The sequence below is a fragment of the Mesorhizobium sp. L-8-10 genome (assembly GCF_016756635.1).
Taxonomy (GTDB): domain Bacteria; phylum Pseudomonadota; class Alphaproteobacteria; order Rhizobiales; family Rhizobiaceae.
Genome location: NZ_AP023263.1, coordinates 5,246,070 through 5,272,136, shown reverse-complemented (window position 1 = coordinate 5,272,136; position 26,067 = coordinate 5,246,070). Strand labels below are relative to the sequence as shown.

The following is a 26,067-nucleotide window of genomic DNA, read 5'->3' as shown; positions in this document are numbered from 1 at the left end:
CAGCATGGATGCGGCGCGCGACCGTTTGTCCGGCGCGGCAGCCGGTTTTCCCGCTGCCGCCGCGATGCTGGCCATGCGGCCGGATCCTTCCGAACCGGACATGTCGGCGGCGCTGCTGGAGCGCCACTACGGATTGACGGGGTCGGTCGCAACATTGTCCTTCGAGGTGGAGCGCACGGCTAAAGTCAACCTGCCGCAAGGCCGCGGGCTGATCCTCAAGACTTCGACAAGGCCGGAAGCGCTTGACAGCTTCCGTTTCCAAACCGGCGTCATGGCTGGACTGCAAGGGGCTGCGGGCTTCGCCGCACCCCAGGTGATCCGCACCAGCAGCGGCGCCCTGATGTTCGAGGAGGAGGGTGTGTGCGGCTACGTGCAGTCACGGATCGAGGGCGATCCGTTGCACAAGGCAACGACCACCCCGGATATGCTTCTCCAAACAGGGCGCGCTCTGGCTCACCTCGACCTGGCGCTTGCGCAAGTCGATGTGCACGCGGTCGATCGCCCCGTTCTTTGGCACATCGGGTGCTGGTCGCGGTTGACGGAATTCGAGCAATACCTACCCTCGGGCAGCGTTGCAGACAACGTCCGCGCCGCAATGGCGGAGTATGTGGCGCGTATCGAACCGCAGATCGCTGATCTGGCGTGGCAAGTCACTCACAACGATCCCAGCCCACACAATATGATGGTGACTGGTCAGGGGATCGCCTTCATCGATTTTGGCGATGGCTGCTGGAGCCCCAGGGTTCAAGACGTGGCGATCGCGGCAGGTCACATGGTAACGGACCCGGCCTTGCCGCTCGGAGGGGCGGAACGCCTGATTGCTGGCTATGCCTCCGTTGTCCCGCTTTCGGCACTGGAGGCGAGGCTGCTCGTCGGACTGATGAAGGCGCGGCAAAGCGCGCTGATACTGGTCAATTATTGGCGCTCGCATCTCTTTCCCGCCGACGCCCAGTATATCAAGAAGAACGTCGCACGCGCCGAGCGCGGTCTTTCCATCCTGGCGGCTCTCGATATGGCCGCCGGCGAAGCGGCGGTCCTGGCGGCGACGTCGTCGCCGCAACCAATAGAAACGTGAATCGACCGGAACACTCTTTCAGATAGGCAGAAGCACATGTCCACGGATCTCATGCCTAATCGCTACAGACCCGGCGAATCTGACCTTCCCGAGCGCGAGGCCGAGTTGATTGCCCGCCGGGACAGTGTTCTCGGGGCCTCCTACCGGCTTCAGTACTGCCGGCCTGTGCACTTCGTTCGCGCGGAGGGTATGTGGCTCTACGACCCGGACGGGCGGGCCTATCTCGACTTCTACAACAATGTGCCGTCGCTCGGCCATTGCCACCCGGAAGTGAATGCCGCGATGGCTGAGCAGGCGACTCGAATCAGCGCCAACACGCGCTATCTCGAGGCAAGGCTGATCGACTATGCGGAACGCTTGGTCGAGACGTTCCCAAACGAGCTCGACCGGGTGGTCTTCACCTGCACGGGTAGCGAGTCCAACGATCTGGCCTTGCGGATTGCGCGATTTGCCAGCGGCAACGAAGGCGTGATCGTTTCTTCCTATGCGTATCACGGCACGAGCGCGTCGGTCGCAGCGGTTTCGCCGAACCTCGGCGATGCCGTCAAGCTCAGCCCATTCGTGCGCATGGTATCGCTGCCGGGGCCAGCGGGCGTGCCCGACACCCAGGCCGGTGACTATTTCGAAGCGCAGGTGCGTTCGGCCATTCTGGATCTGAACCGTCGTGGCATCGGCGTTGCGGCCCTGCTCTTTGACAGCATCTTTTCCAGCGATGGCGTGTGGGTCGATCCGCCAGGTTTCATTGCCCGGGGCGTTGAGGCGGTGCGGGAGGCGGGTGGCCTCGTCATTGCCGACGAGGTTCAGCCGGGCTTTGGACGAACCGGCGCCCATATGTGGGGTTTCGAGCAGCACGGAATCGTTCCGGATCTGGTTACCCTCGGCAAGCCGATGGGCAACGGGTTCCCGATCGGTGCCGTCGTTGGCCGCAGGGACCCCATGGAGCGCTTTGGTGCCACGGCGCGCTACTCCAACACGTTCGCCGGCAATACGGTTGGTATCGCGACCGCCAACGCCGTGCTGACGATCCTGCAGCGAGACCGCATCCCCCAGAATGCGCTTGCCATGGGCCGGCGCATCCGGGCCGGGCTGGAGGAGGTCTCAAGGCGGCATGATGCAGTCCGTGGAATTCGACACGCCGGTCTGTTCGTTGGGGTCGACATCGGCGCGGAGGGTACGCCAGCGGCAGGCCGACGTGTCATGGCTTTGGATGTGGTCAACGCGATGCGTGACGACGGCGTCCTCATCAGCACCACGGGGGCAAACGAGGACACGCTCAAGGTGCGCCCTCCGCTGGTCTGCCGGGCCGAGCACGTCGATCTCTTCCTTGCCTCCCTCGAGCGCGCCCTCGTCAAGGTGCGAGGCTAGGCCCGACACTCTTGAGGCAGTTGGCGATCGGTTCGCTTGCTGCCCCGGTAGCTCCAGAGGGGCGCGTGTGCGCGCTAGCCAATCGCGCCGCGGCCCGACTTTGCTTTGATCAGCGCGTCGGCCATGTAGAGGTCCTGCAGCGAAATCCCGGAGCTGTCGAAGACGGTGATCTGCTCTTCCGAGCGGCGTCCCGGCGCACGGCCCTCAATGACGTCGCCGATTGCAGTTACCGCGAGCCTGCCCGCCTCGATTTCGTGGCGCACGTGCTGGAAGTCGCCGATCTGGACGGACTGTGAAGGCAAGTCGCAGAACAGGCTTGCCTTCGAGAACAATTCGGTCGGCAATTCGTGCTTGCCCGGCGCATCCGACCCCATGCTGGTGACGTGCGTGCCGTCACTTACCCAATCGGCCTGAAACAGCGGCTCGCGCGAGGGGGTAGCGGCGACCACGATGTCCGCCTGACGCACGGCGTCTTCAGCCGAGACAGCGCACGCCTCTAGACCCTGGGCGCGGAGCTGCTCGACAAAAGCGTTGCGTCGTGGGGAAGGTCCGGCGACGACCAGGGGTCTCTACCATGTGTCCGCCGCCAACCTTGTGCAAAGCAGTCACGGGCAGATCGAACGGCTCATGCCTGTGCGCCGCAACGTCGTCGACATGCGCAATCTCGTCGTCTACTGGCGGCTGACCCCGGACAATCGCATGCTGTTCGGCGAGCGGGCGCGCTTCGCGGGTTCAAATCCGCAGTCCGACCAGAAGAGCGGCCGGATCCTGAAGGCGACGATGGTCGACGTCTACCCGGAATTGGCCGGCACCCGGGTCGACTACTGCTGGGGCGGACTTGTCGACATGACGCGCGACCGCCTGCCCCGCGCAGGCGAGCGCGACGGCATCTACTACTCCATGGGCTATAGCGGGCACGGCACGCACATGTCGACGCTGATGGGCTCGATCATGGCCAAGGTCATGGACGGCCGCCCGGACCAGCCGTCAACGGCACAAAACACCAGCGACCGCTTCTGACCCTCAGGTTTTCAGTATCGGAACTCGAGCTGCGCGCATAGCTGATCGCAGATGCCGCCCTGGCTACGATATCGGGGGAAACAGTAGTAGCGGATCGAAATTTTGTCTAAGCTACTGATTTTATTGGATGGTAGAGGGAAGGGGACTGGAATCCAATATTCTCTGACTGATCGAACCGCTCGGCGCCTCCTCGACGGCAGCAGACGTGCGACAGAAGCGGCAGCACGAGGCCGCGACGGCCGGCCACAGGCCCGGTGTGGCTCCAGTGGCTTCGGTCGGCTACGGAATACGGATACGCTTTGCAAGCAGTTCGGGCCACCCGCATCTTCGTCCTCGCCATATGCCGAGACGCACGCCAAACTCGTGGTGCCCACCCCAATCACTCCGGAAGCTGATGCCCCTGCAGCGCGTCTAACAGACACTTGGTGGATCCTATGCTCGCGCCTGGAGCAGGGAGGCCCGGTCAGAGTCTCATGCTCGTGCCTCCCGGAGCAGACTTGGCAAGCGCGCCCGGCCTGTCCTGGAAGCATTGCCGCCAGATCGAGCCCAGTTCCTTCCCTCGAAGGATTGGATCCAGGCGTAGGCCTCCGCAGGCGAACCGGAGGCCCGAAGCCGGGTCCGAAGCTCGGGATGACGCAGGATACGACAGAAGCGGGAAAGTGCCGGCAAGAAACCTTCTGTGTCCGCTGTCGGCCACAGAAGCGCCAGCAGCACGTCGACCGGTTCGTCGTCTGGCGCGTCGAACCAGACAGGGCGCTGCAACGTCGCGACCATCGCCGCCGGAGCGGAGATCGCGTCGAGGCGAGCGTGTGGAATAGCCACGCCGTGCCCGACGGCGGTAGACCCGAGACGCTCGCGGCGAAGGAGGGCCGTCAGCGCAACGCCTTGGCCCCTGCCCACCCTTTCCCCGAGCGAGGCCGCGACTCTGGCCAGCGCGGACCGCTTTCCCTTCGCAGGTATGCCGAGCACGATGTCCTGCTCGCGCAGGAGCTCGCATATCTTCATGAGAGCCTCCACGTCGTTGCCGCCCCGGGCGCGGGTGAATGCCCGCGCCCTTGTTCGGCGACGCTCAAGTCAAGAAGGTGGAAACCTGGCGGTCCCGGACGCAAAGCCAGGATTAGATCGCGTCCGGGTCAGAGGCCCGCTTTGAGGAGACGCGCTCCCCGCAAGAGACAGAAGCCAGGCATGGTCAACATGCCCCAGACGAACGCGATGCCGCGGCGGATTCGATCCGTGGTGAGACGGGGACAACCTGCCGGAACTCCCGCCCGGCGGCGTCCGTCAAAGCGGAACGCTGGGCCTTGCGGGAACCCGACTCCAAGCACCTTAGAAGCTCTGCCAGTCCCGGCTCCCCAACCGCGTCGCACGCCTCGCCGATCGGCCACCACCGCCGCTTCCGCTGGCCTTTCTCCGGCCAGTTGACCAGCGTTCTCCGGACATGAAGTCCGAACACGGTCACGTATCGTGGCTCGCGCGAGCCGTCTTCCCGCGGTCTCGAGCAGCGGTAGTTTCCGATCGGCTCGGGTCCGGCGCGGCCGACCACGCCCGCTTCCTCGAAAGCCTCGCATTCGGCCGACTGCAACGGCGTGCATCCCGCCACCTGCCATCCCTTCGGCACGATCCACCGGCCGCGGCGGCGCGACGTCACGAGCAGCACCTCGAGGAAGCCATCGCGGCTCATGCGCCACGGCAGCGCAGCGTATTGCTGCGCGATCTCGTGCATTCCCGCGACGTTGACGGCCTGAGGCAACTTCCGCTTCATGGCAGCACCCGATGGCAGCCCCAACCTGAGACGGTATGGCGATGGGGTTGCGGCAAATGCATGTGGGCAGAGGGAACCACGACCGAAGCGATGCACCGTGGGCACCGGGGCGCAATACTCGGCAGGAAACGGCTGCAGGAAAGGCAGATGCGCCTTGGATGGGAAATTCTCATGTTACGCTCCATCAGGTACGACGCCGCGAAGCGCCGCAGGAATGAACCGCAGGTTTTTCTGGAATGTCCCGGAGCAGGAGTTACGTGCGGGATTCAGGGGTGGAGAGCCCGCCCCGGGAAAAGACGCGTCCTTCTCCGGCAAGCCTCGAAACCCTGATGAAAGTCTCCATGCACATGCGCCTAACCTAGTCGCTAACGCCAGCTTCTTCAAGGCGACGCTGAAAAGCCAAACCCGGATTCAAATCAACGCGAACGCGACGAGCATCAATCCGAATATACCTACCGCGATGATCGTTCTCGTTGTGGTGTCCAATTGAATGTCTCCGACTGCTCAAGCACGACGGCGCGGGGGATGTGGGGGCGTCTGTTCTGACAAATCTCCACATGCGGCGACCTTCAGGCCGCCTCCCGAAGCCGACCGGAAGCCTGCTCGGGTATTGTCTGCGAAGGGACGGGCTCTGCGTGGCCGTTGGACTGAAGAAGCCGCTCGACCACTCGCGGAATGTCATTTCTCGATATTCCGCGAGTGGTCGAGTTGCCTGTCGTCCAGGCCTCGAAGGTCGGCAATCGCCTTATGCCGCTGCCAACGCTGCAATGCGCGGACGAGAAGCTGCGCGAGGGCTACTCGCGGCTTATGCCGCCTCGGACGTCGCCGGGTTGGGCTAGATGATGGTAGAACGGTCAAGTGATCGGACATGTCATCCTCTGTTGGACAGAATTGGTCAGGCCTAATGCGCATCGCTCGCCAGGGCGGCACAGTTGCATGTCGAAGGCATTGACGGTTCGTTGGGTGCCGCATGCGGTCCCTCGACCGCAGCGAGAGGATCGCATGCGTGCCAGTCTGTTTGACTAAGAAAGGAGATCCCCGAGACGGCGGACGTGAGGTCCGGACCGTTCGGGGCTACGAACGGTTCAGCAAAGAGGCCGAAACAAGCAAGTACTTTTTATGGCGACTTGAGAAGATCATAGATCCGATATGGCCGCCTCACCTTGCCGATTCAATCGGCTGCAGTGTAGATGCGGCCTTTGGACGCTAGGAACTCGATCTGCAAAGTCATCAACAAGACCGACACTGGCCTGCCTGGGACGTAATAGCTCCCTCCGCCCGGTCGCGATAGAGAGCCGCGCGGGCGAGCAGCATGAGTGACACCGGCGTGGTGACGGCGATGAAGACCCCGATCAGGATCTCGTGCACGACGGCCGCGAGCCCAACGCCGAATGGCAGACGATCGACGCGAGCACGATGGCACCCGTTCCCCAGCTGGTGCCGAGAGTCGGCGCGTGCACGCGCTCGAAGAAGCCGAGCGCATTCTGGACATCGGCGTTCCGACCGTCAGAGAAGCCACGTTGGGGAAGCCGTCGTTTGTTGCCTCGACGGTCCACCTTGGTCATGCTGGCCTTCAGTGCTAACAAAAATATTGCACAGAAATGCTGATTAATTTCGTTTGACGAACGTATCTATTTCCTACTTGGTGGTCGGGCGCGACACGGCAACTTCGGCCACCGCGGCTTTTGTTACAACAAGGAGACGCCCAAGTGAGAAAACTCGCCTTTGCACTTGTCCTGACAATGGCCGGTTCGCTCGCAGCGTTCGCGCGCGACGTTCCTGCCGAGGTCGCCAAGTCCCCACCGACAGCCCCCTACGAACAGGTCAGCAAGTTGGTGAAGCTGCCCGATTTCCTGCCAGGAATGGGCCAGCTCTTTGTCGACCCGGCGAGCCTGCCTGCCGGCCCGTTCCTGGCCTATGACCACGATGGCAAGCTTGTCAGCACGATCTACATGCTGCCAGTCAAGGACCTCAATCCGGACAAGACCTTCGACAACCTTGTCGCGCCCGGCGGCAATGTCGATCATGTCGACGTCTACTACAATGCCGGCCATCCGGGCGTCGAAGAGCCGCATGTCCACGTCGTGCTGTGGCACGTTACCGCCGCAGACGAAGCGAGTGTCGCCAAATGACACTCACGCGTCGTGAGATCCTGGGTGTGGGCGGCGGGCTTGCCGCCGCCCTTTCCATGCCATTTAGGGTGGTGCTGGCCGGGGAAGTGACCGAGGTAAGGATGCAGGGGCGTGAAGACGGCTCGCATGTCTGGTTCGACCCAATCGGCATTTTGATCAAACCCGGACAGACGATCCGCTGGACCAATCTCAATCCCGGCAATTCTCATACGGCGACGGCCTACAATCCGGTAAACTTCGACCGGCCGCTCCGCATGCCTAAGGCCGCGAAACCCTGGAATTCCGACTATCTCCTGCCGGGTGAGAGCTTTTCCGTCACCTTCATCGAAAAGGGAGTCTATGACTATTACTGCATCCCGCATGAGCATGCGGGAATGGTCGGCCGCATCCTCGTCGGCGCACCGGAGCCGGATGGCTGGATGGAAACGGCCGGCGCGGAGGGCGACCTGCCCGAGGAAGCGCTAAGAGCTTTTCCAATGGTCGATGAGATCATGGCGAACGGAGTCATCCGGCAGTTTAGAGCATGAAAGGTGCGACCGTCAGCAGCAAGATGACGCTATGCTACGACATGCAAATATCCATCAGGGTACCGATCAAAGGCGAACTCCATGACAGGCACCGTCTTGCCGGATGGAACCCTGCAGCAGCCGCGGGCAGAGCACGACGGGCGCTCAAAGGGATCCGCCACGCTTCTCGATGCCCGATCCGCTGAACTGCAACGCGAACGTGCGACGCGCCGCCTCGCGGCGGTTGGCGAAATGACAGGAGGAATCGCCCATGATTTCAGGAATCTACTGGCCGCGATCGAATCCGGACTGCGACTCGCCGAGAGAACTGCCGACGACCCGCAAAAGGTGCGCGCCTGCATAGCGGCAGCGCGGGACGCGATCGATCGAGGAGTCGAACTGACTTCGCAATTGCTCGCCTTTGCAAAGCATCAGGAACTCGATCCTCACGCCGGCGACCTGAATGAATTTCTCAGGACTTTCGAACCTTTCTTGCGGCATGGGGCCGGACCAAGGGTCCGCGTCAAGCTAGTGTTCAGGCGCTAACAAATGATTCCCTTCGGGCCGCAAATCAGTCAGTGTGCGGCCATGAGGAACGACATCTGCATTTACGTGAGCCCGGCGGACCGGGCTCGGCTCGAGCGGCTTGTGGCGGATCGCAACACGTCGCGCAAGGCGGCCTGGCGGGCCGAGATCGTGCTGGCGACGGCGGACGGGCTCGGCACGATGGCGATCATGCGGCGCACGGGGAAGTCGAAGCCCGCCGTGTGGCGCTGGCAAGAGCGTTACATCGAGGCCGGCGTCGACGGGCTGTTGCGCGACAAGACGCGGCCGGCGCGCAAGAAGCCGCTCTCGGCGGAGGTGAAGCTCGCCGTGCTGACCAAGACGGCGCAGGAGCGGCCGCCGGGCGGCGGCACGCACTGGAGCGCGCGGACGATGGCCAGGACGGTCGGCATCAGCCACAGGAGCGTGCAGCGCATCTGGGCGGAGGCGGGCTTGAAGCCGCACCTGGTGACCACGTTCAAGCTGTCGAATGATCCGAAGTTCGCCGAAAAGGTGACCGACGTCGTCGGCCTCTATCTCAACCCGCCGGACAAGGCGCTGGTGTTCTGCGTGGACGAGAAGAGCCAGATCCAGGCGCTCGACCGCACCCAGCCCGGCCTGCCGATGAAGAAAGGCCGCGCCGGCACGATGACCCACGACTACAAGCGCCACGGCACGACCACGCTGTTCGCCGCGCTCGACGTGAAGACTGGCGCGGTGATCGGAGAATGCCAGCCCAAGCATCGGGCCAAGGAGTTCATCCGTTTCCTCAGAACCATCGACCGCAACACACCGAAGTCCTTGGACGTGCACCTGATCGTCGACAACTACTCCACCCACAAGACCCAGGCGGTGAAGGACTGGCTCGCCAAGCATCCGCGCTTCAAGCTGCACTTCATCCCCACGTCGTCGTCCTGGCTCAACCAGGTGGAGCGCTTCTTCGCCGAGATCACGAGGAAGCGCATCCGGCGCGGCGTCTTCACGAGCGTCGCCCAGCTCGAGACCGCTATCTGCGACTATCTCGACGCGCACAACGCCGACCCGAAGCCCTTCGTGTGGACCAAGAGCGCCGATGTCATCCTCGCCAAAGTCCACCGCGCCCGCGCTGCTCTTGACGCCGCCAAGAGCAGGAACCAAGCGTTAGAGTCGGAACACTAGAACTCGGTGCTGATATCCCGGACTGCTTGGTTGATCCGGCATTCTTCGACGCCGCAGTCCTCAATCTCGTCGTCAATGCGCGGGACGCCATGCCAAATGGCGGCGAGGTTAGAATTGTCACGGCGCATCTGGGGCAGGGTACCGTGACACCTCACGCGGCAGGGCCGGGAAGCCATGTCCGCGTTCGCGTTGAGGATGACGGCGACGGCATGCCAGAGGAAATCCTGCGAAGGGTGTTCGATCCTTTCTTCACAACGAAGGGCGAGAAGGGTACCGGGATAGGGCTGTCGCAGGTGCGCGCGTTCACGCAGATGGTTGGCGGCGAGGTCCGCATTGCCAGCGAACCAGGGGTTGGAACGGCAGTCGACCTCCTGTTCCCGGCTATCCATCCACATGCTTACGCGCCCGTTGTCGCTCACGCCGATACCGAGAATCGCTTCGAACCAACAATACGGGAAACACGCTAAGTTCCAGCCTATTCGGCTTTGCCGTTTGAAATGGAGTGCAGTCCAGCCAATGCAGGGCCCACTACGGTCTCATCAGCATTCGCGGACTGTACCGCGTAGACCGGGTAGGAGAATTGCGGCATTTCGGACACGAGGTGAAGCCGCCCCCCCGCAATATGAGACTCCACCGCGCTCATCCTGAAATATCCGGAACCGCCAGCCGAAAGAACGTAGCTGAGCGCGAGCGGGCCAAGATCCATAAACAAATCCGGCGCAACATCGGGGAAATTCATTCCATGATGAAGCGTAAAATCCGGCCCCCAATCCATATAGACATAGTCCGTGCCGTCCGTCAGGCGCCCTTTCGGATCGGTGGTCACTAGCACGAGCTTTTCTTCCATAAGAAGATCGATTTTGAGACCCGGCCGGTGCTGGGGCGCATACATGATGGCGACATCGACCATCCCTGAGGCAACTTGATTGATCAAATCCTGTGGCACATCGACATGCACGCGAAGCGCGATATCCGGAAGCGATTGGCGCATCCATCGCACCCAGTCGAGTAGGAGCGGTTGCCAAAGGCTGACCTCGCTGCCGATGGTCAGAACAGCGCGCCTGCCGGGCGGCACAGCAACCTGATGAAGCGTACGCTGCCATAGCTGGACGAACATTGGGGCGTGGCGAAGGAACTGCTCGCCAGCTGGAGTGAGCGAAGCTCCACCTTTGTGCCGGACGAAAAGGGATCGCCCTAGCTGTTGCTCGAGACTGCGGATTCGTGCGCTCACGGTCGTCTGAGCGACATTCAGTTTCTCCGACGCTCGAATGAAGCTTCCAGTTGAAACGATCTCGATAAAAGTCCGAGCGAGCTCAATGTCCATACCACATAGCACAAAAATTGCATTCAAATGTCAATCATATTCGTTTGCCAGATAGATGACTGGCGCACTAGGCTTCGGACAAATCCACCAAGCTTGGCGCGGCTCACGCTGCGGAGCGCCAGTTGGAGCGGCCGGAAGCTCGTCTCCAAACACGTATCGTGTTGCTTGCAGCGTGACAGGAGAAGATCATGTCGACGGGAGAAAAGAGCCAGGGCGACGTAGGTCGTCGCGACTTCCTAAGATTGTTTGGCGCGGCTGGAGCGGCAGCAAGCACACTGCCGATGGCCGGGTCCGCGTCCGCGGACGATATGATGAACATCTCGACCCACAATCATGCGGTCGTCGCTGAAGGCTCCCGTGACGAGTGGTCCGGCTACGAATTCTTCAATGTGGACGAGGTCGCCTTTGTCGAGGCAGCAGTTGACACGCTCATTCCAAATGATTCAACCGGCCCCGGCGCCAGGGAACTTGGTGTTGCGACTTACATCGACCGGCAGATGGCCAGCGGATACGGCAAGGGCGACCGGCTGTACTTGGAAGGGCCGTTTGGCGAGGGCACGCCCGAGCAGGGCTATCAACTGGCGATGACGCCATCGGAGCTGATCCGGGCTGGCATCGACGACGTCAGCGCCTACGTGCGGGAGAAATACCGGACCGGATTCGAGATCCTGTCGGCGGAAGATCGCGCCGCGGTGATGACCGATCTGGACGGCAAGAAGGTGCATCTGCCGACGGTGCCGGCCGATACCTTCTTCGGGCTTCTGCTCCAGCTGACGATCGAGGGTTACTTTGCCGACCCGATGTATGGCGGCAACAAGAACAGGGCGGCCTGGAAGATGATCGGCTTCCCCGGCGCGGACGCCATGTACATGGACAAGATCGAGCCCTTCCGGAACAAGCCCTACACCGCTGAGCCCAAGGGTATCCAGGATCTCGTCTAGTTGGCGGAAAAGGAGACGGTAATAATGGCTACGAAACTCGACGCAGCAGACGTCCTGATTGTCGGCCTTGGATGGACGGGTGGCATCATCGCCAAGGAGCTTGCATCTTCCAAGCTGAAGATCGTCGCCCTCGAGCGGGGAGGGCCGCGGGACACCAATCCGGACTTTCTCGACCCGCAGATCCACGACGAACTGCGCTACGCCGCCCGCCACGACCTCATGCAGAATGTGCGGCGGGAAACCATTACCTTCCGCAATAGGGAATCGCAAACGGCGCTGCCGATGCGACAGCTCGGCTCCTTCCTGCCTGGCATGGGTGTCGGCGGCGCCGGCGTGCACTGGAACGGCGTCACCTGGCGGTGGCTCGAATGGGATCACCTGGCTCGCACCAGGACGGTCGACAAGTATGGCGAGAAGATCATTCCTTCAGACATGAACTTGCAGGACTGGCCGGTCAGCTACGACGACCTCGAACCCTACTACGACAAGTTCGAAAAGACCTGCGGCACTTCGGGCAAGGCCGGGAATCTCAACGGCCAGAAGATCGATGGCGGCAACATTTTCGAGGGACCACGCAAGCACGAGTATCCCAATCCGCCGCTGATTGCCGCGCAGAGCATGGTGATGTTCGAGAAGGCGGCTCGCAATCTCGGCTACCATCCGTTCCCCAATCCCGCGTCGAACGCATCGCAGGACTACGTCAATCCCGATGGCGTGGCGTTTGGCCAGTGTCACTATTGCGGCTTCTGCGAGCGCTTCGGCTGCGAGGCGAACGCCAAGGCGAGCCCGCACTTCACCATCATTCCCCTAGCTTTGACAAACCCGAATTTCGAGCTGCGCACGAACTCGATCGTGCTGAAGGTCAACCTCGATTCGACCGGCAAGAGAGCGGTCAGCGTCACCTACCTCGACGCGCGGGGGCGGGAACTCGAGCAACCCGCTGATCTCATTATCCTGTCGGCCTATGCGCTCGGCAACGTCCACCTGCTGCTGCATTCAGAAATCGGCGTGCCCTACGATCCGGCGACGGGCAAGGGCGTGGTCGGCCGCAGCTACGCCTATCAGGGCGGCGGCGGAGCGACAGCCTATTTCGACGGAAAGACGATCCTCAACCGCTTCATGGGGGCGGGCGCGCTCGGCACCTGCATGGATGATCTCAACGGTGACAATTACGACTTCGAGAAGGCCGGTTATATCGGCGGCGGCGGCATCAGCTGCAGCAACTCGGGAGCGCGTCCCATCCAATCGCACCCCACACCGCGGGGTACGCCCCGCTGGGGTTCAGACTGGAAGAAGGCGGTGGTCGAGAACTACGACCGCGCCGCCAATATCGGCAACCAGGGGGCGGTGATGGCCTATCGGCAGAACTATCTCAGCCTCGACCCCACCTACACCGACGTCTTCGGACGTCCGCTGATGCGGATGACATTTGATTTCCAGGACAACGAGGTGAAGCAGATGAACGGCCACGCCGACATCTGCGTGAACATCGCCAAGGAAATGGGGGCTAAAAGGGTGGACCGGAACATGCCGCCCGTGCCCTATTCGATCGTGCCTTATCAGAGCACCCACAACACGGGCGGCGCGGTCTTCGGCGCCGATCCGAGCACCAGCGTCCTGAACAAGTATCTCCAGGTCTGGGATGTTCCGAACGTGTTCGTCACCGGCGCCTGCGTGTTTCCTCAGAACGCCGGGAAGAACCCGACCGGACCGGTCGGAGCGCTCGCCTATTGGGCGGCGGACGCAATCAAGAATCAGTACCTGAGGAATCCCGGTCCACTGGTTCACACCTGACGCAAAACCTGACGCGATCGGATGACCGGTTCAACCCCGGCAGGCACGCCGTGCGTCAAAGGCAGCGACACTGCAGGCCGGCAAGACCAGTTGAATTGCCATCCGCGCGCATTGGAGGAAGCATTGCCGAAATCGATCGTGTTCGGCTCAGTCGCCGCGACTATTGTCGCGGTCGTTGCGGCCCATGCGCAGGAATCGCCGCCTGTCGGCGATGCTGCGGCGGGCGCTGCGGTCTTCAAAAGATGCATGGCCTGCCACAAAGTTGGCACTGACGCCAGGAAAGGAGTCGGCCCGGCACTGAACGGTGTGGTCGGGCGGGCTGCTGCTACGCATCCCGACTACAGCTACTCCGACGCGATGAGGATTCCGGGCTGATCTGGGATGAGGCGACGCTGACGACCTACCTGCAAGCGCCGCGTAGGCTGGTTCCCGGGACGAAGATGACGTTCACGGGTCTCAAGAAGTCCCAAGAGATCGCCGACGTGATCGCCTATCTGAAGCAGTTCGACGCGCAGGGCCAGCAGACCCGTCCGTGAGGCAAGGGGGGCGTAATCCAATCATCGATGGACGCGTTCTATTCGAGGAGAAAGGGCAGTGAAGTTCTTCGCAGACACCGCCGATATTTCTGAAATCCGTGAGCTTGCCGCCACGGGCTTTCTCGACGGGGTAACCACCAACCCATCGCTGATCGCAAGGACCGGTCGGCCAATCAGGGACGTGATCGAGGAAATTTGCCAAGCGATCGAGGGTCCGGTGTCGGCGGAAGTCACCGCGACCGACTTCGAGGGCATGGTCGCTGAGGGAGAGCGGTTGGCCGACATTGCCGCCAATGTGGCCGTCAAGGTGCCGTCCACCTGGGACGGATTCAAGGCCTGCCGGACGCTCAGGCAGCGCGGACGCAAGGTCAATGTGACCCTCTGCTTTTCGGCCAACCAGGCGCTGCTCGCCGCCAAGGCAGGTGCGACCTACATTTCACCCTTCGTCGGCAGGCTGGACGATCTCGGCCTGGACGGCATGGAGGTGATCCGGGAAATCCGGAGGATTTATGACAACTACGAATCCCTCAGCACGGAAATCCTCGCGTCCTCAATTCGCACGCCTCTCCACGTCAAGCGGGCAGCGGTGGCGGGCGCCGATGTCGCGACGGTGCCGCCAGCGGTACTCAAAAATCTCGCTAGGCATCCGCTCACCGACAAGGGCCTAGACACGTTTCTGGCCGAGTGGAGGAAGACAGGGCAAGCGATCTTCTAGAGGGCAGCGTTGCCGAGGAGAAGAGAATGGCTAAAGGTCATACCAAGACGAACGGGCCGGATCTGGTCCAGGGCATCGCGCTCGCCAATCTTTCCGACGGCGGCATGATCGTCGGCCATTGTGGCGACGAGCAGGTGCTGCTGGTGCGCCGCGGAACGGGGATGTTCGCGGTCAGCGCGACATGCACGCATTACGGCGGGCCGCTCGTCGACGGCCTGGTGGTGGATGATAGCGTTCGCTGTCCCTGGCATCACGCGTGCTTCGATTTGCGCACAGGCGAAGCCTTGCGTTCCCCCGCTTTCAGTCCGCTCGCGTGCTGGTCCGTGGAACAGCGAAAAGGTAGGATATTCGTGGACAAAAAGCGCAAACAGGCGGCACCGAAGCCGCGCGATGGAGGCTCCGGCCAGGTTCCCGAAAAAGTCGTCATCGTCGGCGGCGGCGCGGCCGGCTTTGCCGCGGTCGAGAGCCTGCGACGCGAACAATATCAAGGCAGCATCGTCATGCTCAGCGACGACGAAGCGCCGCCGGTTGACCGGCCCAATCTCTCCAAGGACTTCCTCGCCGGAAAAGTGCAGGAGGACTGGATTCCACTCCGCGGGGAAAACTACTATTCAAGGAACGGCATCGACCTGCGCCTCAAAACGGATGTCATGGGCATCGATTCGCGCTTCAGTGAGGTTTGCCTCGCGGACGGAAGCAGAATTCCTTACGACAGGCTGTTGCTTGCGACCGGAGCAGAACCGGTCCGCCTGACCATTCCCGGCGCCGACCAGCCGCATGTTCACGCGCTGCGTTCGCTCGCGGATTGCAGGGCGATCATCGAGTGCACCAGGACCGGGCGCCGTGCCGTCGTATTGGGCGCCAGCTTCATCGGTCTCGAGGTTGCTGCGGCCCTGCGCGCCCGTGATGTCGAAGTTCATGTCGTGGCACCCGATGAACGGCCCATGGAACGAGTCCTGGGCCCGCAAATGGGCGACTTCCTCCGCGCCCTCCATGAGGAGAACGGTGTCGTTTTCCATCTCGGTGACACGGCGAGCAGCATCGACGGCGGGAAGGTGAAACTCGCCAGCGGCGGCACGTTGGCAGCGGATTTCGTTGTCGCCGGCATCGGCGTGCGGCCGCGGACCGCGCTCGCGGAAACCGCGGGGCTGACTCTTGACCGGGGCGTCGTGGTGGACACTTTTCTGGAAACGAGCGCGCCGGGCATCTTCGCGGCCGGCGACATTGCACGGTGGCCGGATTCCCATAGTGGCCAGAACATTCGGGTCGAGCACTGGGTGGTTGCAGAGAGGCAGGGCCGAACCGCGGCGCTCAACATGCTCGGCCATCGCGAGAAATTCGATGCCTTGCCGTTCTTCTGGAGCCAGCACTACGACATCCCGATCCACTATGTCGGCCATGCCGAGAGATGGGACGAGATCTCGATCGAAGGCGATATTGCCGCCAAGGACTGCCTCCTTCGTTTCAAGCGCAACGGACGCACGCTGGCCGCCGCCTCAATTTTCCGGGACCTTGAAAGTCTTGAGGCCGAGGTGGCAATGGAGCACGGAAGGGCGGCCTGAAGAAGCGCCGGCATCCGGGAAGGACGCAATCACAAAGGACGGAGCGGAATGCCGCCGCGATCGAAAGGAGTCGACCATGTCCACAGCGAAGCAGGAACGTAACATCACCGGCGGTATGCGCAAGGTTGCGCCAGCACAGCACTATTCGACAATCGTCAACTTCATCAACGAGGTTGCCAAGAGGGCACCCGCCGAGGCGCCGACTTCGATTGAAATCTTTAACGAGGGCGACCAGTGGTACTGCCAGGTTCGCCGGGGCGATCAAAAGACCCAACCGATGGGGCCTTATACCAAGCTGCAGGCGGAGCGGATCCAGGATGCACGAAAAATGTTGATCGCAAAGGGTGGCACCGCCCGGCTCGCGTTCAAGTAGAACGGAGACGGTCGACGGTCACGCCAATGGACAAACGGGGCGATGACCGATCGCCGTGCAGTTGGTCGGCGTGACGGAACTATGCGTGTTCCGAAAGCGCGACTACGACACTGACAACGCAAGGACGCGCTACCGCGACAGAGCGCCTGCCGGGGTTTCCCGCGCGAAGGAAAGCCTTATGACCTACAAGTCGATCCTCCTCAGCCTCGATATCGACGGCCACTTCATCCCCCTCATCAAACTCGCCATCGATTTGGCCAAGCGTTTCGATGCTCGCCTGATCGGATTTTCGGCCGCCGACATTCATCTGCCTCTCGCTAGCGCCGAAGGCATGGCTTTCGATGGCGAGATCATGGTTCGCCAGCGGGAGAACATCGAGCGTCGCCTTGACGAGTTGCGCAAGGAATTCGAGGAACTTGCCGGCGCAGCAGCGGTGGACATGGAATGGCGCGGAGCAGTGGGCAATCCGACCCGCCTGCTGATAGACGCGGCGCGCGCGGCCGATCTTGTCGTCACCGGATCGCCTGAAGGCGCCTCCGTGAGAAACGTTCACCGGTCCATCGATCTCGGCAGCCTGGTCCTTCAGGCTGGGCGGCCTATGCTGGTCGCTTCGAATGGCCAAGAACATTTCCTGGTAAACAGGGTTATCGTCGCATGGAAGGAGACGCGTGAAGCCAGACGCGCTGTTGCCGACGCGATACCCTTTTTGCAAAAGGCCAAGGAGGTTCGTCTCATCACGATTGATAAGGACGCAACCGACGAAACCTGGAATGGCCTGACCGATGTTGTCGCCTTCCTTTCCCACCACGGCGTCAAGGCAGCGGCGGATGTGTTTCCGGAGAAGCCCGATGGCCAAGCGATCGCCGATCTCGCCAAGGTGATGGGTGCGGACCTGATCATATCCGGCGCCTATGGCCACAGCAGGGTCAGGGAATGGGTCTTCGGCGGCGCCACCCGTTCCCTCCTCGAAAATGACGGGCTGAACCGTTTCATGTCGAATTGATCACGTGTTGGGCTGGTAGTCCACGCAGACATGGTTGGTCCGCATATAGAACAGGCCTGTCTTCGGCGAACACGACGTAAGAACCGCGGGTGTCCGCTGTTTGGATCAAATGAGGGCGAACGCGAGCCGGCTGGATCGAACGCGCACGGGTATCATGGTTCCAGCAGAACATCGCGGAGCACAACCGCGTCGTTGTGGCACTCGTCATGCGCGGCATAGACGAGGGTGATAGCGCCCGATCGCGCAAGTTCACGCAGGTTGTCGAGTTGTTCGAGGTGCTGGTGAAGTTCGGCTGTGTATCGGCGACGGAACTCCTCCCAACGCGCTGGCTCGTGTCCGAACCACTTTCGTAGTTCGGTACTGGGCGCGATATCCTTGGCCCATTGGTCGATCTTGGCGGACCTTTGCTTCACGCCTCGCGGCCACAACCTGTCGATCAAGACGCGCGCACCGTCCTCCGCGGACGGGCGCTCGTAGGCGCGCTTCAGCCGGATTCTTTCAGCCGGAATCTTCTTGTCCATTGAGTTGTCCTCGGTTCGATTGGGGTTCCCATCTAAGGCCTCACCGCCGCCAAGTGGTGGCGGGACCAGGACAGTCGACTTGCTCGGCGAAGGAGGAACTCCAGTCCTCATCGGGTAAGTCGGCAAGCCGCGCTCTTTGCACCTGGCCTCGCCGGGTAACAATCTCTTCCAAGATTCAAAATAAATCCAGTGAAATTAATCGTCATTTAAATGCAAGTTTGTTGCATAAAGTAGTTCTTGTGGTTGGTGTGGAGGAGCATGGCGTTGTTTAAATGCAGGTGGGGCAGGAACACTCGAAAGATACCTGGAGTGAATTGCTGCCTGACGGAATTAATTGTCAAGTGCCCTGCCGCGACGAGATCATGCAAAGTTCCAGCCACTCGATGAATTTGTCTGTGTCGAGGAGAGAGAAACCGACCCAATCGGGCGCCCATCTGAGGCGACTACCTTCCAGTCGGGCTTCCTTGACGGGACAGAGCGGGCAAACGTCCACAGGTCCGTTACCGGTTCGCGCCGGCGTAGCTCCTCCTCAAAGCGCCTCCACAAATCGGCATGCTGGAGAATTACCGGATGCGAGGCAAGGATTCGAACTGATGGAACGGCGGCGGTGACGACAGCGTCCATTCGAGTGTGGTCGCCCTCTCGCCCCACGGATTGGCGCCAGCCTCGCGTCTACGGCTGAAGGCTTCGGCCACCGTGATGAAGAAGATGACAAGCCCCGCCGCGGAAATGTAGGACCCGATAGAAGAGACAAAATTCCAGCCGGCAAAGGCGTCGGGATAGTCGGCATAGCGGCGCGGCATGCCGGCCATTCCGAGGAAATGCTGAGGGAAGAACACGAGATTGACGCCGATGAACATCAGCCAGAAATGCAGCTTGCCCAGCGTCTCGCTATACATGTAGCCGGTCATCTTCGGGAACCAGTAGTAGAAGCCAGCGAAGATGGCGAAGGCCGCCCCCAGCGACAGCACATAGTGGAAATGCGCCACGACGTAGTAGGTGTCATGCAGCATCCGGTCGACGCCCGGATTGGCGACCACGACGCCGGTGACGCCGCCGATAGTGAAGAGCAGGACGAAGCCGAGTGCCCACAGCATCGGCGTCTTGAACTCCATCGAGCCGCCCCACATGGTCGCGAGCCAGGAGAACACTTTTACGCCCGTTGGAACGGCGATCACCATTGAGGCGAAGGCGAAATAGCGCTGCGTGTCCACCGACAGGCCGACGGTGTACATGTGATGGGCCCAGACAGCGAAGCCAATCACGCCGATTGCCACCATCGCATAGGCCATGCCGAGATACCCGAAGATCGGCTTTTTCGAGAAGGTCGAGACGACGTGGCTGATGACGCCGAAGCCGGGCAGGATCATGATGTAGACTTCGGGATGGCCGAAGAACCAGAACAGGTGCTGGTAGAGGATCGGATCCCCGCCTCCGGAGGGGGCGAAGAAGGTGGTGCCGAAATTTCGATCCGTCAGCAACATGGTGATGGCGCCGGCGAGTACCGGAAGCGCGAGCAGCAGCATGAATGCAGTGACGAGCAGCGACCAGGCAAAGAGCGGCATCTTGTGCAGCGTCATGCCGGGCGCGCGCATGTTGAAAATCGTGGTTATGAAGTTGATGGCGCCGAGGACCGACGAGGCTCCAGCCAGATGGATCGACAGGATCACTAGGTCGACGGCTGGGCCGGGCTGTCCGTCCGTCGAATAGGGCGGATAGAGCGTCCAGCCGCCGCCATGGCCGAGCCCGCCGGACGCTCCTGGAACGAACATCGACATTAGGAAAAGGAGTAGTGCGGCGACCAGCAGCCAGAAGGAAATGTTGTTCATGCGCGGAAAGGCCATGTCTGGCGCTCCGATCATGATCGGCACGAACCAGTTGCCGAACCCCCCGACCAGCGCCGGCATGATCACGAAAAAGATCATGACGAGGCCGTGGGCGCTGACGACGACGTTATAGGTGTTGGAGGCGGCGAAGATCTGCAGGCCCGGTTCCTGAAGCTCCATCCGGATCACCACCGAAAGCGCGGTGCCGAGGATTCCCGCTGCAATCGAGAACAGGAGATAGAGCGTCCCGATATCCTTGTGATTTGTCGAAAACAGCCACCTGACGAGAAACCGCGGCTTGTGATCGTCTATAGCAGTCGTTGGATTCGACATAATATGAACCTGCCCTTCATTGCTGGCAGGCCTTGCGGTTTCAGCGATGGACGGCCTTAAGGGATCCGTCGTCGCGAAGGGTAACGAGGCCTTGCCTGCGTCGTGTTCATTCTTCCCGTAACAATCACGTCCATGAGGCACGTCGTGTGGCCGCGGATAGATCGTTGGGAAGCCGACGCCGACCGCGAAAGGCCTTGCGGGCATCGCGGCGAGCGTTCTGTCAAAGAACCCGCCGCCGTAGTCGCCACGGAAAGGTCCTGTCGACGCTGACGACCCGACCGCTGACCTTGCCGATCGCTAGGCCGAGCCCTGGACGAGATCCGTTCCGATGCGGCGCTCCGCTTATCCGTCGACAACCAGACGTTCCTCGATCAGGCGCTTGCACTTCGCGTTGCGCCAGCGGGTAACATCCGGCCAGGCGCTCGACTGAACCGGCTCAGCTCGGGCGCGAGGTCATGCATGACGGAATGGGACAAGGCGTATTGCCCCGGTTCGAAATGCGCCGATTTTCGGTCCAGCAAGGGGTACTCCATGGCATCTGCTGCGGTGACAAATTGTCGTCTGCCGAGAACCTTGCCCATCCCGAAAAAGGAAGGCAAACGGAATTAAATGCTGTATCAATGCAAGATTATTGCATCAAATTTTGAGGCGGTGATGGACGTCGATCACGTCCGCACGATTGGTTGCGCAATCCACACCGGCCCGCCTCTCCCTTTTCCTGAAGCGCCTTGGAATGCCAACCGGATTTTCCCGACTATCAAAAGTCGGTTGGTCCCGGGTTGGGGACACGCGCCAGCAGATTGCGCACGTTCGACACCTGCCACCGACCACCTCGCGCTGTTCGGACGCCACGGTTGTTCAGCGCTGTCGCAATGCCTCTGAGGCTCGTCACGCCAGAGCGTTGGATGGCGTGGACGATCGGAAGCACGGACTCGGCGAAACGCTCGGCTTCCCGGATTGAAACCTCACGGCCCTTCGCAGCAGCCGCGGCGGTGTCGCGGGGATTGCCCAGTATGGTCCCACTCTGCTTGCGTGAGGCGAGGGCGGCCCCTGGTGCGTTCAGATATCAGCCGGCGCTCCTTCTCGGCCAGTGCGGCGTAAAGGTGGGAGCATGAAGGGATCAGCGTCGGCCCCAAGTTCGGCCACGATGAAGGGAACGCGCTGAACCATCAGACCGGAAATGAATGCGACATCGCGGGAGAGCCGATCGAGCTTGGCGACCACGACCGGGCACTTCGCCTGGCGGGCCATTGCCAAGGCGGCTGCCCAACTACGGCCGGCGATCGAGCGCATCGGCTCCCTTGGCCGTCTCGATCTCGGTGAACTCGTTGACGATCAATATGCCTTCGGACTCGGCGAAACGCGCGACGGCCGTTCGCTGAGCTTCCAAGCCGAGCCCGGATCGACTTTGGCGCTGCGTGGAGACCCGATAGTAGGCGATTGCCGTGTTCATGGCTGTGATCCCGAGGGTGTTCAGACTGCAAACCACCGTTTGCAGTTTGCTCACTCTGGCCGAATAGCCAAGTTGTTTCAGTAGCTTATGGGAATCCCTTGTTGCACCGCAACGAAGGACCAGCCAGTGGCGTGGTACCCGCACGCAGAAAGCCAAAGCTGGAATTCTGCCCCCGCCTAGACTGGCTTTCGGAAGGAGCAAGTAGCGCCAGAAGCCGACCTCTGCCGATCCGACGTCGTGGACGTCGGATCGGCACGCGAGGGCGGACATTGCCTCGCGCATCAAGGGTCTCGCCAAGCCAGGCGAGGTTCGGAAGTGGTCTTGTGGCAGGCCAAGGGTGTCAATTCAATTCATGCCGCTCGGTGAGCACCTGGTCCTCGTCTATCGAAGTCCTAGAGAGGGGGTATGCGAGGCCGCCTCTAGTCTGGAATCCCCGCGCGGATGAGCCCGACCCGCAGTCGGGCCAGTTGGTCAGAATGCATGCTAGGAAAGGGAAGGGTCCGAAGACTCGCGTTAGGCAAAATTGTCTGAAACGTGGATAGGGCGTTCCTCGCTGAAATACCGTCATCCAAGTGGGACAGGCTTGCAATCAGCACAACATGGGCAAGCCACCAACTCGACCGACGAGCAATGGCACGCTGGGCCCAGTCGCGGGCTTGCGAGTAGTCGCGCTTCGCAAAATTGGCCATTGCCAGTCCTGAGTAGCGGAAGAAAATGCTTGGATCACGGGGGTTGAGCCTGATTGCTGTCTGGATATTCCGAATGCTCTCCTCGGGATCACCGAGCTGAGACTGAACGGTTCCCAAACTGCCAAACGCGAGTGAAAAGTTCGGATTAATTGAAAGAGCTTCCCCAAAGGCCATAGTGGCTTCTCCGTAGCGGCCAAACAACACGCCCAGAATATTCCCGTACGACCACTGCGTATATTCGTCTCGATCGTCTAGCCGTATCGCTTCCTGAATAGCCCGAAGCGCCTCGTCTCGCATTTCATCTCGGTCACTCGAAAAACCCATCCAAACCAGATGGTGATCCGCCGTAGCAACCACCTGATACCCCTTTGGACTATCGGGGTCCTGCTCTATTATCGACTTACCAATCGACCGAGCGGTCTGGAGACTTTCCCTTGTGAGTTGGTAAATTTCTCTCCAAGCCTGTTTGTTCAACGCCCACGTATTGAAACCCATCGATGGGCTGCGCTCAGCTTTAAAGCCTTCGTTAAGGATGACTTGGGTCTGCGTCGACGCGACCACGCTCCGAGTCACTTCATCCTGGACATCGAAAATGTCGGCGATCGGTCGGTCATATTTCTCAGCCCAAATATGTGCGCCAGTCTTTGCGTCAATCAACTGCGCTGAAACCCGCATTCGCTCGCCGGTCCGTCTAACGCTCCCTTCGAGTACATAGTCAACGCCCAACTCACGCCCGACCTGCTTCACGTCGACCGCCCCAACTTTGTAGGTGAATGTCGAGTTCCGCGCGATTACCAGAAACGCGCTAATTCGCGATAGCTCGGTGATGATGTCTTCAGCGATGCCGTCGGCGAAGTATTCCTGCTCCCTATCGCCGCTCATATTCGTGAAGGGCAGCACAGCGATCGACGGCTTTCCGGCCGCTGGTGGTTGCCCCTGGGCGTTTGCCGCCGTCGCAGGCGTCATGACGAGGCAATAACCCCGGATGGGCGATGCTATGTTTTTCGCCTGTCTCTCCCCCCGGTCTTCGAACCTGTAGGAGAGCTTGTTTCTGATCTCGTCGAAGACCTTGCCCGAAATCCAGACGCTCCCCGGCTCTGCCATCTGCTCGAGGCGAACCGCGATATTGACGCCCTCTCCGTATATGTCTCCATCCTCGTCGATGATGACATCCCCGAGATTGATTCCTATCCTAAGACAGAGGCCGAGCGCGTGATGCTCGGTCGAGAGGCAATGTTGAATCTCTGCAGCACATCGCACGGCATGGACGGAGCTCGGGAATTCGGTCAGGAAGCCATCGCCCATTACCTTTACGAGTCGGCCACCGTGCTCGATCAGCCTGGGCCTGATGATGTCCTGACGCAGCTGCTTAATCCGCGCAAGAGTTCGCTCCTCGTCCACGCCCATAAGTGCAGAAAATCCGACCACGTCTGCCGCAAGAATTGCGGCCAGGCGCCTGTGCACTCCGGGATCGGTCGAACCAGACATGCTTATGCCAAGTCAACAGTGGACTTCATTGGGGCAGTTTAGGACAGTTTTCGTCCGGAGCGAACATCCCTTATTTATTCGGCCTCAGGGTCTCGTTCTGGAAGCTCAGCGAGTCTTTCGCTCCCTCCGCGAGACTAAGGTCATCATCCTCGGGGGCGAATTCACTGGTGAAAGCCGACCTTCGCATTGGCTCACATCGAACGTCCGCTCAGGGTATCAATTCTTCGCTTTCAGCTAGGGCTCGCTCCTGGCACGTTCCCCTCGCCGAGGAATCGGATGGCGCCGAAAGCCTCAAGGCCACCAAACGTCAGACTCTCCCACAAGGGATCGACCGCCGCTTTCGGCGAAGGCAATGAAATGATCCACTTGGCAGTTGATGTCGCCGCCGATCCGAGCATGAGTGGTGTCGCCAAGGAGAGAGGATCGCGCACGCATGAACAGCCACCTGCTCGCCACCACGCCCAGGATGCAGATCGTCTGGGACGTGCTCGAAGCCGCCAAGGACAACAGCGACGAGATGGTGATCGCCGCATGTCGCCGGCTGATCGTTGCCGACCGGCTGGGCTGGAAGAAGCATGCCGAGCGCCGCGATGTCGAACTGGTGATGAGCTTGGCAGGCTAGCCGCTTAAACATCCCGCTCCTTCACCGACCCCGTCGCAGTCGGGGCTTCACGCGCTAGAAGCGACGGGACGGTCCCGCCGCATTTCCAGCGGGAGAACCCCGATGAAACTCTCCGATACGCAACTCGTCATCCTCAACACCGCCTGCCGGCGCGCCGATCGCCGTGTGCTGCCCTTGCCTGCGAACCTGAAGGGCGGTGCCGCCGAGAAGGTGATCGGCAGCCTCATCGCCAAGGGGCTGGTCGAAGAAGTCCAGGCCGAGCTTGGCGACTTGGTTTGGCGCATCGCCGAGAATGATCAGCGCCTCGCACTGGTGCTGACGCCGCGAGCGTCGAAGTCCTCGGCATCGAGACGGAGCAGGGGCCGGAGCCGGCCACAGGAGCTGCTCAGGCCGCTCCGGCAAAGCCAGCAAAGGCCAAAGCCGGCCGCGCCAAGAGGGCCGCGGGTGCCGACTCTGCGCCCGAGGCGACGAAGACCCGCGACGGCACGAAGCAGGCGAAGCTGATCGAGATGCTGCGCGCTCCCTCTGGCGCGACCATTGAGGAAGTCATGAGCGCCACCGGATGGTTATCGCACACCGTGCGGGGCGCGATTGCCGGTGCGCTGAAGAAGAAGCTCGGCCTCAACGTGACCTCGGAGAAGGTCGAAGGCCGCGGACGCGTCTACAGGATCACCGATTGACTTTGCCAGTCGCCGATCATGAGCGCCGGTCAGAAACACTCTGGCCGGCGCATTTTTGTCAGCCGATAGTCCTTCGTGTTCCAGCTTCGTATGCAGGCCTCGCATCCAATACCTGTGTTTCGACAGCCATCTTCATCCGGATTCGACGGCAACCTTGATTTGTGCTTTGCTGTTTTCTGGGAAGGTTGGGCATTGCGGTGGGGAAAGCAGTCTACTCCGGTAGGAAGCCTACACGGCGAAGAGGCTATCAAGGCCACTATCGCCGGCGACGGAGGGTGCCCGTTTGGCTGCCGTTGGCAGTGCTCATTGCCGGGGCCGGGGCGCTCCATCTGGTGACCGGCATCAACACTCCCTACTGGCTTCGACAAGCGTTTGATGCTGCGCCGTCCGTTCATCAGATGGTGCTCACCCTCGAGCGCGCTGGATTGATCCGGAGGCAACCGGGCCTCGCACGCAGCATTGAACTGCTCGTCGAACCCGATAGCCTACCCAGGTTGCAACCCATCCAACCCGTCATTTCCTCTCTGCCGAGGTACTAGTTGCAGCAAACGGAGTCGACCCGTGCTGCAAAGAGTAGTAGCTTGGTGGCAAGCTCCGGGGACCGTAAGATGCAGGTTCGATTCCTGCCTACCCGCTTGGAGGGGAT

Annotated in this window: 30 protein-coding genes and 2 pseudogenes; 21 read left to right on the top strand and 11 right to left on the bottom strand. The window is 61.2% G+C overall.

Annotated features, from left to right (window positions below; all coding sequences use genetic code 11):
- Nucleotides 1-4: 4 nt before the first annotated feature.
- Entirely contained in the window at nucleotides 5-1,075 is a 1,071-nt protein-coding gene (locus JN280_RS24440) for a phosphotransferase enzyme family protein (RefSeq protein WP_202306067.1), read from the top strand.
- A gap of 36 nt (nucleotides 1,076-1,111) precedes the next feature.
- Nucleotides 1,112-2,440: an aspartate aminotransferase family protein gene (locus JN280_RS24435; RefSeq protein ID WP_202306061.1), complete on the top strand. Its 1,329-nt coding sequence runs from the start codon at nucleotides 1,112-1,114 to the stop codon at nucleotides 2,438-2,440.
- Between the two features lie 74 nt (nucleotides 2,441-2,514).
- On the opposite strand, the gene JN280_RS24430 is transcribed toward JN280_RS24435, so the two are convergent.
- Nucleotides 2,515-3,003: an ornithine cyclodeaminase family protein gene (locus JN280_RS24430; RefSeq protein WP_202315020.1), complete on the bottom strand. Its 489-nt coding sequence runs from the start codon at nucleotides 3,001-3,003 to the stop codon at nucleotides 2,515-2,517.
- 13 nt (nucleotides 3,004-3,016) lie between these two features.
- Between JN280_RS24430 and JN280_RS24425 the strand changes: the two genes are divergently transcribed.
- Entirely contained in the window at nucleotides 3,017-3,460 is a 444-nt protein-coding gene (locus tag JN280_RS24425; protein ID WP_342216199.1) for an NAD(P)/FAD-dependent oxidoreductase, read from the top strand.
- A 471-nt stretch (nucleotides 3,461-3,931) separates the two neighbouring features.
- Here the strand turns inward: JN280_RS24425 and JN280_RS24420 are convergent, their stop codons facing one another.
- Both JN280_RS24420 and JN280_RS24415 read right to left on the bottom strand, forming a co-directional pair.
- Nucleotides 3,932-4,465: a PTS sugar transporter subunit IIA gene (locus JN280_RS24420; protein WP_202306060.1), complete on the bottom strand. Its 534-nt coding sequence runs from the start codon at nucleotides 4,463-4,465 to the stop codon at nucleotides 3,932-3,934.
- Nucleotides 4,466-4,649: 184 nt separating this feature from the next.
- Nucleotides 4,650-5,210, bottom strand: coding sequence for an NUDIX hydrolase (locus JN280_RS24415; RefSeq protein WP_202306059.1), 561 nt, complete (start codon nucleotides 5,208-5,210; stop codon nucleotides 4,650-4,652).
- Between the two features lie 226 nt (nucleotides 5,211-5,436).
- Here JN280_RS24415 and JN280_RS24410 point away from each other — a divergent pair, with 226 nt between their 5' ends.
- The gene (locus JN280_RS24410) at nucleotides 5,437-5,712 is read left to right on the top strand and encodes a hypothetical protein (protein ID WP_202306058.1); all 276 of its coding nucleotides are present in this window, start codon (nucleotides 5,437-5,439) and stop codon (nucleotides 5,710-5,712) included.
- Between the two features lie 740 nt (nucleotides 5,713-6,452).
- Here JN280_RS24410 and mnhG read toward each other — a convergent pair.
- A pseudogene (mnhG, locus tag JN280_RS24405) lies at nucleotides 6,453-6,694 on the bottom strand (monovalent cation/H(+) antiporter subunit G); the annotation flags it as partial.
- A gap of 270 nt (nucleotides 6,695-6,964) precedes the next feature.
- On the opposite strand from mnhG, the gene JN280_RS24400 reads away from it, so the two are divergent.
- The 5 genes from JN280_RS24400 (at nucleotide 6,965) to JN280_RS24380 (ending at nucleotide 10,028) form a co-directional block, all read left to right on the top strand.
- Nucleotides 6,965-7,354, top strand: coding sequence for a DUF5602 domain-containing protein (locus JN280_RS24400; protein WP_446720853.1), 390 nt, complete (start codon nucleotides 6,965-6,967; stop codon nucleotides 7,352-7,354).
- The gene (locus JN280_RS24395; protein WP_202306054.1) at nucleotides 7,351-7,881 is read left to right on the top strand and encodes a plastocyanin/azurin family copper-binding protein; all 531 of its coding nucleotides are present in this window, start codon (nucleotides 7,351-7,353) and stop codon (nucleotides 7,879-7,881) included. Before JN280_RS24400 ends, JN280_RS24395 begins: the two co-directional genes overlap by 4 nt.
- 81 nt (nucleotides 7,882-7,962) lie before the next feature.
- Entirely contained in the window at nucleotides 7,963-8,406 is a 444-nt protein-coding gene (locus tag JN280_RS24390; protein WP_202306053.1) for a histidine kinase dimerization/phospho-acceptor domain-containing protein, read from the top strand.
- A gap of 42 nt (nucleotides 8,407-8,448) precedes the next feature.
- Nucleotides 8,449-9,561, top strand: coding sequence for an IS630 family transposase (locus JN280_RS24385; RefSeq protein WP_202306052.1), 1,113 nt, complete (start codon nucleotides 8,449-8,451; stop codon nucleotides 9,559-9,561).
- A gap of 89 nt (nucleotides 9,562-9,650) precedes the next feature.
- Complete coding sequence (locus JN280_RS24380; RefSeq protein WP_244743601.1) at nucleotides 9,651-10,028, top strand: ATP-binding protein; 378 nt, start codon at nucleotides 9,651-9,653, stop codon at nucleotides 10,026-10,028.
- 8 nt (nucleotides 10,029-10,036) lie between these two features.
- Here JN280_RS24380 and JN280_RS24375 read toward each other — a convergent pair whose 3' ends face one another.
- Nucleotides 10,037-10,885, bottom strand: a complete 849-nt coding sequence (locus tag JN280_RS24375) for a LysR family transcriptional regulator (protein ID WP_202306051.1) — start codon at nucleotides 10,883-10,885, stop codon at nucleotides 10,037-10,039.
- Nucleotides 10,886-11,073: 188 nt separating this feature from the next.
- Between JN280_RS24375 and JN280_RS24370 the strand changes: the two genes are divergently transcribed.
- From JN280_RS24370 to JN280_RS24340, 8 genes are all read left to right on the top strand, one after another.
- Entirely contained in the window at nucleotides 11,074-11,826 is a 753-nt protein-coding gene (locus tag JN280_RS24370) for a gluconate 2-dehydrogenase subunit 3 family protein (RefSeq protein ID WP_202306050.1), read from the top strand.
- A 24-nt stretch (nucleotides 11,827-11,850) separates the two neighbouring features.
- Nucleotides 11,851-13,620, top strand: a complete 1,770-nt coding sequence (locus JN280_RS24365) for a GMC family oxidoreductase (protein ID WP_202306049.1) — start codon at nucleotides 11,851-11,853, stop codon at nucleotides 13,618-13,620.
- Nucleotides 13,621-13,743: 123 nt separating this feature from the next.
- Nucleotides 13,744-13,995, top strand: coding sequence for a c-type cytochrome (locus JN280_RS39550; RefSeq protein WP_244742005.1), 252 nt, complete (start codon nucleotides 13,744-13,746; stop codon nucleotides 13,993-13,995).
- A gap of 65 nt (nucleotides 13,996-14,060) precedes the next feature.
- Nucleotides 14,061-14,156, top strand: a complete 96-nt coding sequence (locus JN280_RS40345; protein WP_446720788.1) for a c-type cytochrome — start codon at nucleotides 14,061-14,063, stop codon at nucleotides 14,154-14,156.
- Between the two features lie 58 nt (nucleotides 14,157-14,214).
- Entirely contained in the window at nucleotides 14,215-14,871 is a 657-nt protein-coding gene (gene fsa, locus JN280_RS24355; RefSeq protein ID WP_202306044.1) for a fructose-6-phosphate aldolase, read from the top strand.
- A gap of 26 nt (nucleotides 14,872-14,897) precedes the next feature.
- Nucleotides 14,898-16,433 carry an FAD-dependent oxidoreductase gene (locus JN280_RS24350; RefSeq protein WP_202306042.1) on the top strand — a complete coding sequence of 512 codons (1,536 nt, stop codon included), beginning with the start codon at nucleotides 14,898-14,900 and terminating at the stop codon, nucleotides 16,431-16,433.
- Between the two features lie 76 nt (nucleotides 16,434-16,509).
- Complete coding sequence (locus tag JN280_RS24345) at nucleotides 16,510-16,806, top strand: hypothetical protein (RefSeq protein WP_202306041.1); 297 nt, start codon at nucleotides 16,510-16,512, stop codon at nucleotides 16,804-16,806.
- 178 nt (nucleotides 16,807-16,984) lie between these two features.
- Complete coding sequence (locus JN280_RS24340; protein WP_202306040.1) at nucleotides 16,985-17,809, top strand: universal stress protein; 825 nt, start codon at nucleotides 16,985-16,987, stop codon at nucleotides 17,807-17,809.
- Nucleotides 17,810-17,961: 152 nt separating this feature from the next.
- Here the strand turns inward: JN280_RS24340 and JN280_RS24335 are convergent, their stop codons facing one another.
- The 6 genes from JN280_RS24335 to JN280_RS24320 form a co-directional block, all read right to left on the bottom strand.
- A complete protein-coding gene (locus JN280_RS24335; RefSeq protein WP_202306039.1) occupies nucleotides 17,962-18,330 on the bottom strand; it encodes a DUF488 domain-containing protein in 369 nt (122 codons plus the stop codon).
- 563 nt (nucleotides 18,331-18,893) lie between these two features.
- On the bottom strand, nucleotides 18,894-20,489 hold the full coding sequence (ctaD, locus tag JN280_RS24330; protein ID WP_202306038.1) for a cytochrome c oxidase subunit I: 1,596 nt from the start codon (nucleotides 20,487-20,489) through the stop codon (nucleotides 18,894-18,896).
- Between the two features lie 757 nt (nucleotides 20,490-21,246).
- Nucleotides 21,247-21,381 (bottom strand): recombinase family protein, encoded by a 135-nt coding sequence (locus JN280_RS40160; RefSeq protein WP_342216121.1) that lies wholly within the window; start codon nucleotides 21,379-21,381, stop codon nucleotides 21,247-21,249.
- Nucleotides 21,382-21,548: 167 nt separating this feature from the next.
- Nucleotides 21,549-21,782 carry a hypothetical protein gene (locus JN280_RS40155; RefSeq protein WP_342216120.1) on the bottom strand — a complete coding sequence of 78 codons (234 nt, stop codon included), beginning with the start codon at nucleotides 21,780-21,782 and terminating at the stop codon, nucleotides 21,549-21,551.
- On the bottom strand, nucleotides 21,760-21,942 hold the full coding sequence (locus JN280_RS40150; protein WP_342216119.1) for a recombinase family protein: 183 nt from the start codon (nucleotides 21,940-21,942) through the stop codon (nucleotides 21,760-21,762). The genes JN280_RS40155 and JN280_RS40150 overlap by 23 nt, the downstream gene beginning before the upstream one ends.
- Before the next feature lie 419 nt (nucleotides 21,943-22,361).
- A complete protein-coding gene (locus JN280_RS24320) occupies nucleotides 22,362-24,119 on the bottom strand; it encodes an adenylate/guanylate cyclase domain-containing protein (RefSeq protein WP_202306037.1) in 1,758 nt (585 codons plus the stop codon).
- A gap of 433 nt (nucleotides 24,120-24,552) precedes the next feature.
- On the opposite strand from JN280_RS24320, the gene JN280_RS24315 reads away from it, so the two are divergent.
- From JN280_RS24315 to JN280_RS39545, 4 genes and pseudogenes are all read left to right on the top strand, one after another.
- Entirely contained in the window at nucleotides 24,553-24,741 is a 189-nt protein-coding gene (locus JN280_RS24315; protein ID WP_202306036.1) for a hypothetical protein, read from the top strand.
- Between the two features lie 102 nt (nucleotides 24,742-24,843).
- Nucleotides 24,844-25,245, top strand: coding sequence for a hypothetical protein (locus JN280_RS24310; RefSeq protein ID WP_202306032.1), 402 nt, complete (start codon nucleotides 24,844-24,846; stop codon nucleotides 25,243-25,245).
- 5 nt (nucleotides 25,246-25,250) lie between these two features.
- Nucleotides 25,251-25,421 carry a DUF3489 domain-containing protein gene (locus JN280_RS24305; protein ID WP_202306030.1) on the top strand — a complete coding sequence of 57 codons (171 nt, stop codon included), beginning with the start codon at nucleotides 25,251-25,253 and terminating at the stop codon, nucleotides 25,419-25,421.
- A 383-nt stretch (nucleotides 25,422-25,804) separates the two neighbouring features.
- Nucleotides 25,805-25,960: pseudogene (locus tag JN280_RS39545) on the top strand (MarR family transcriptional regulator); the annotation flags it as partial.
- Between the last annotated feature and the right edge of the window lie 107 nt (nucleotides 25,961-26,067).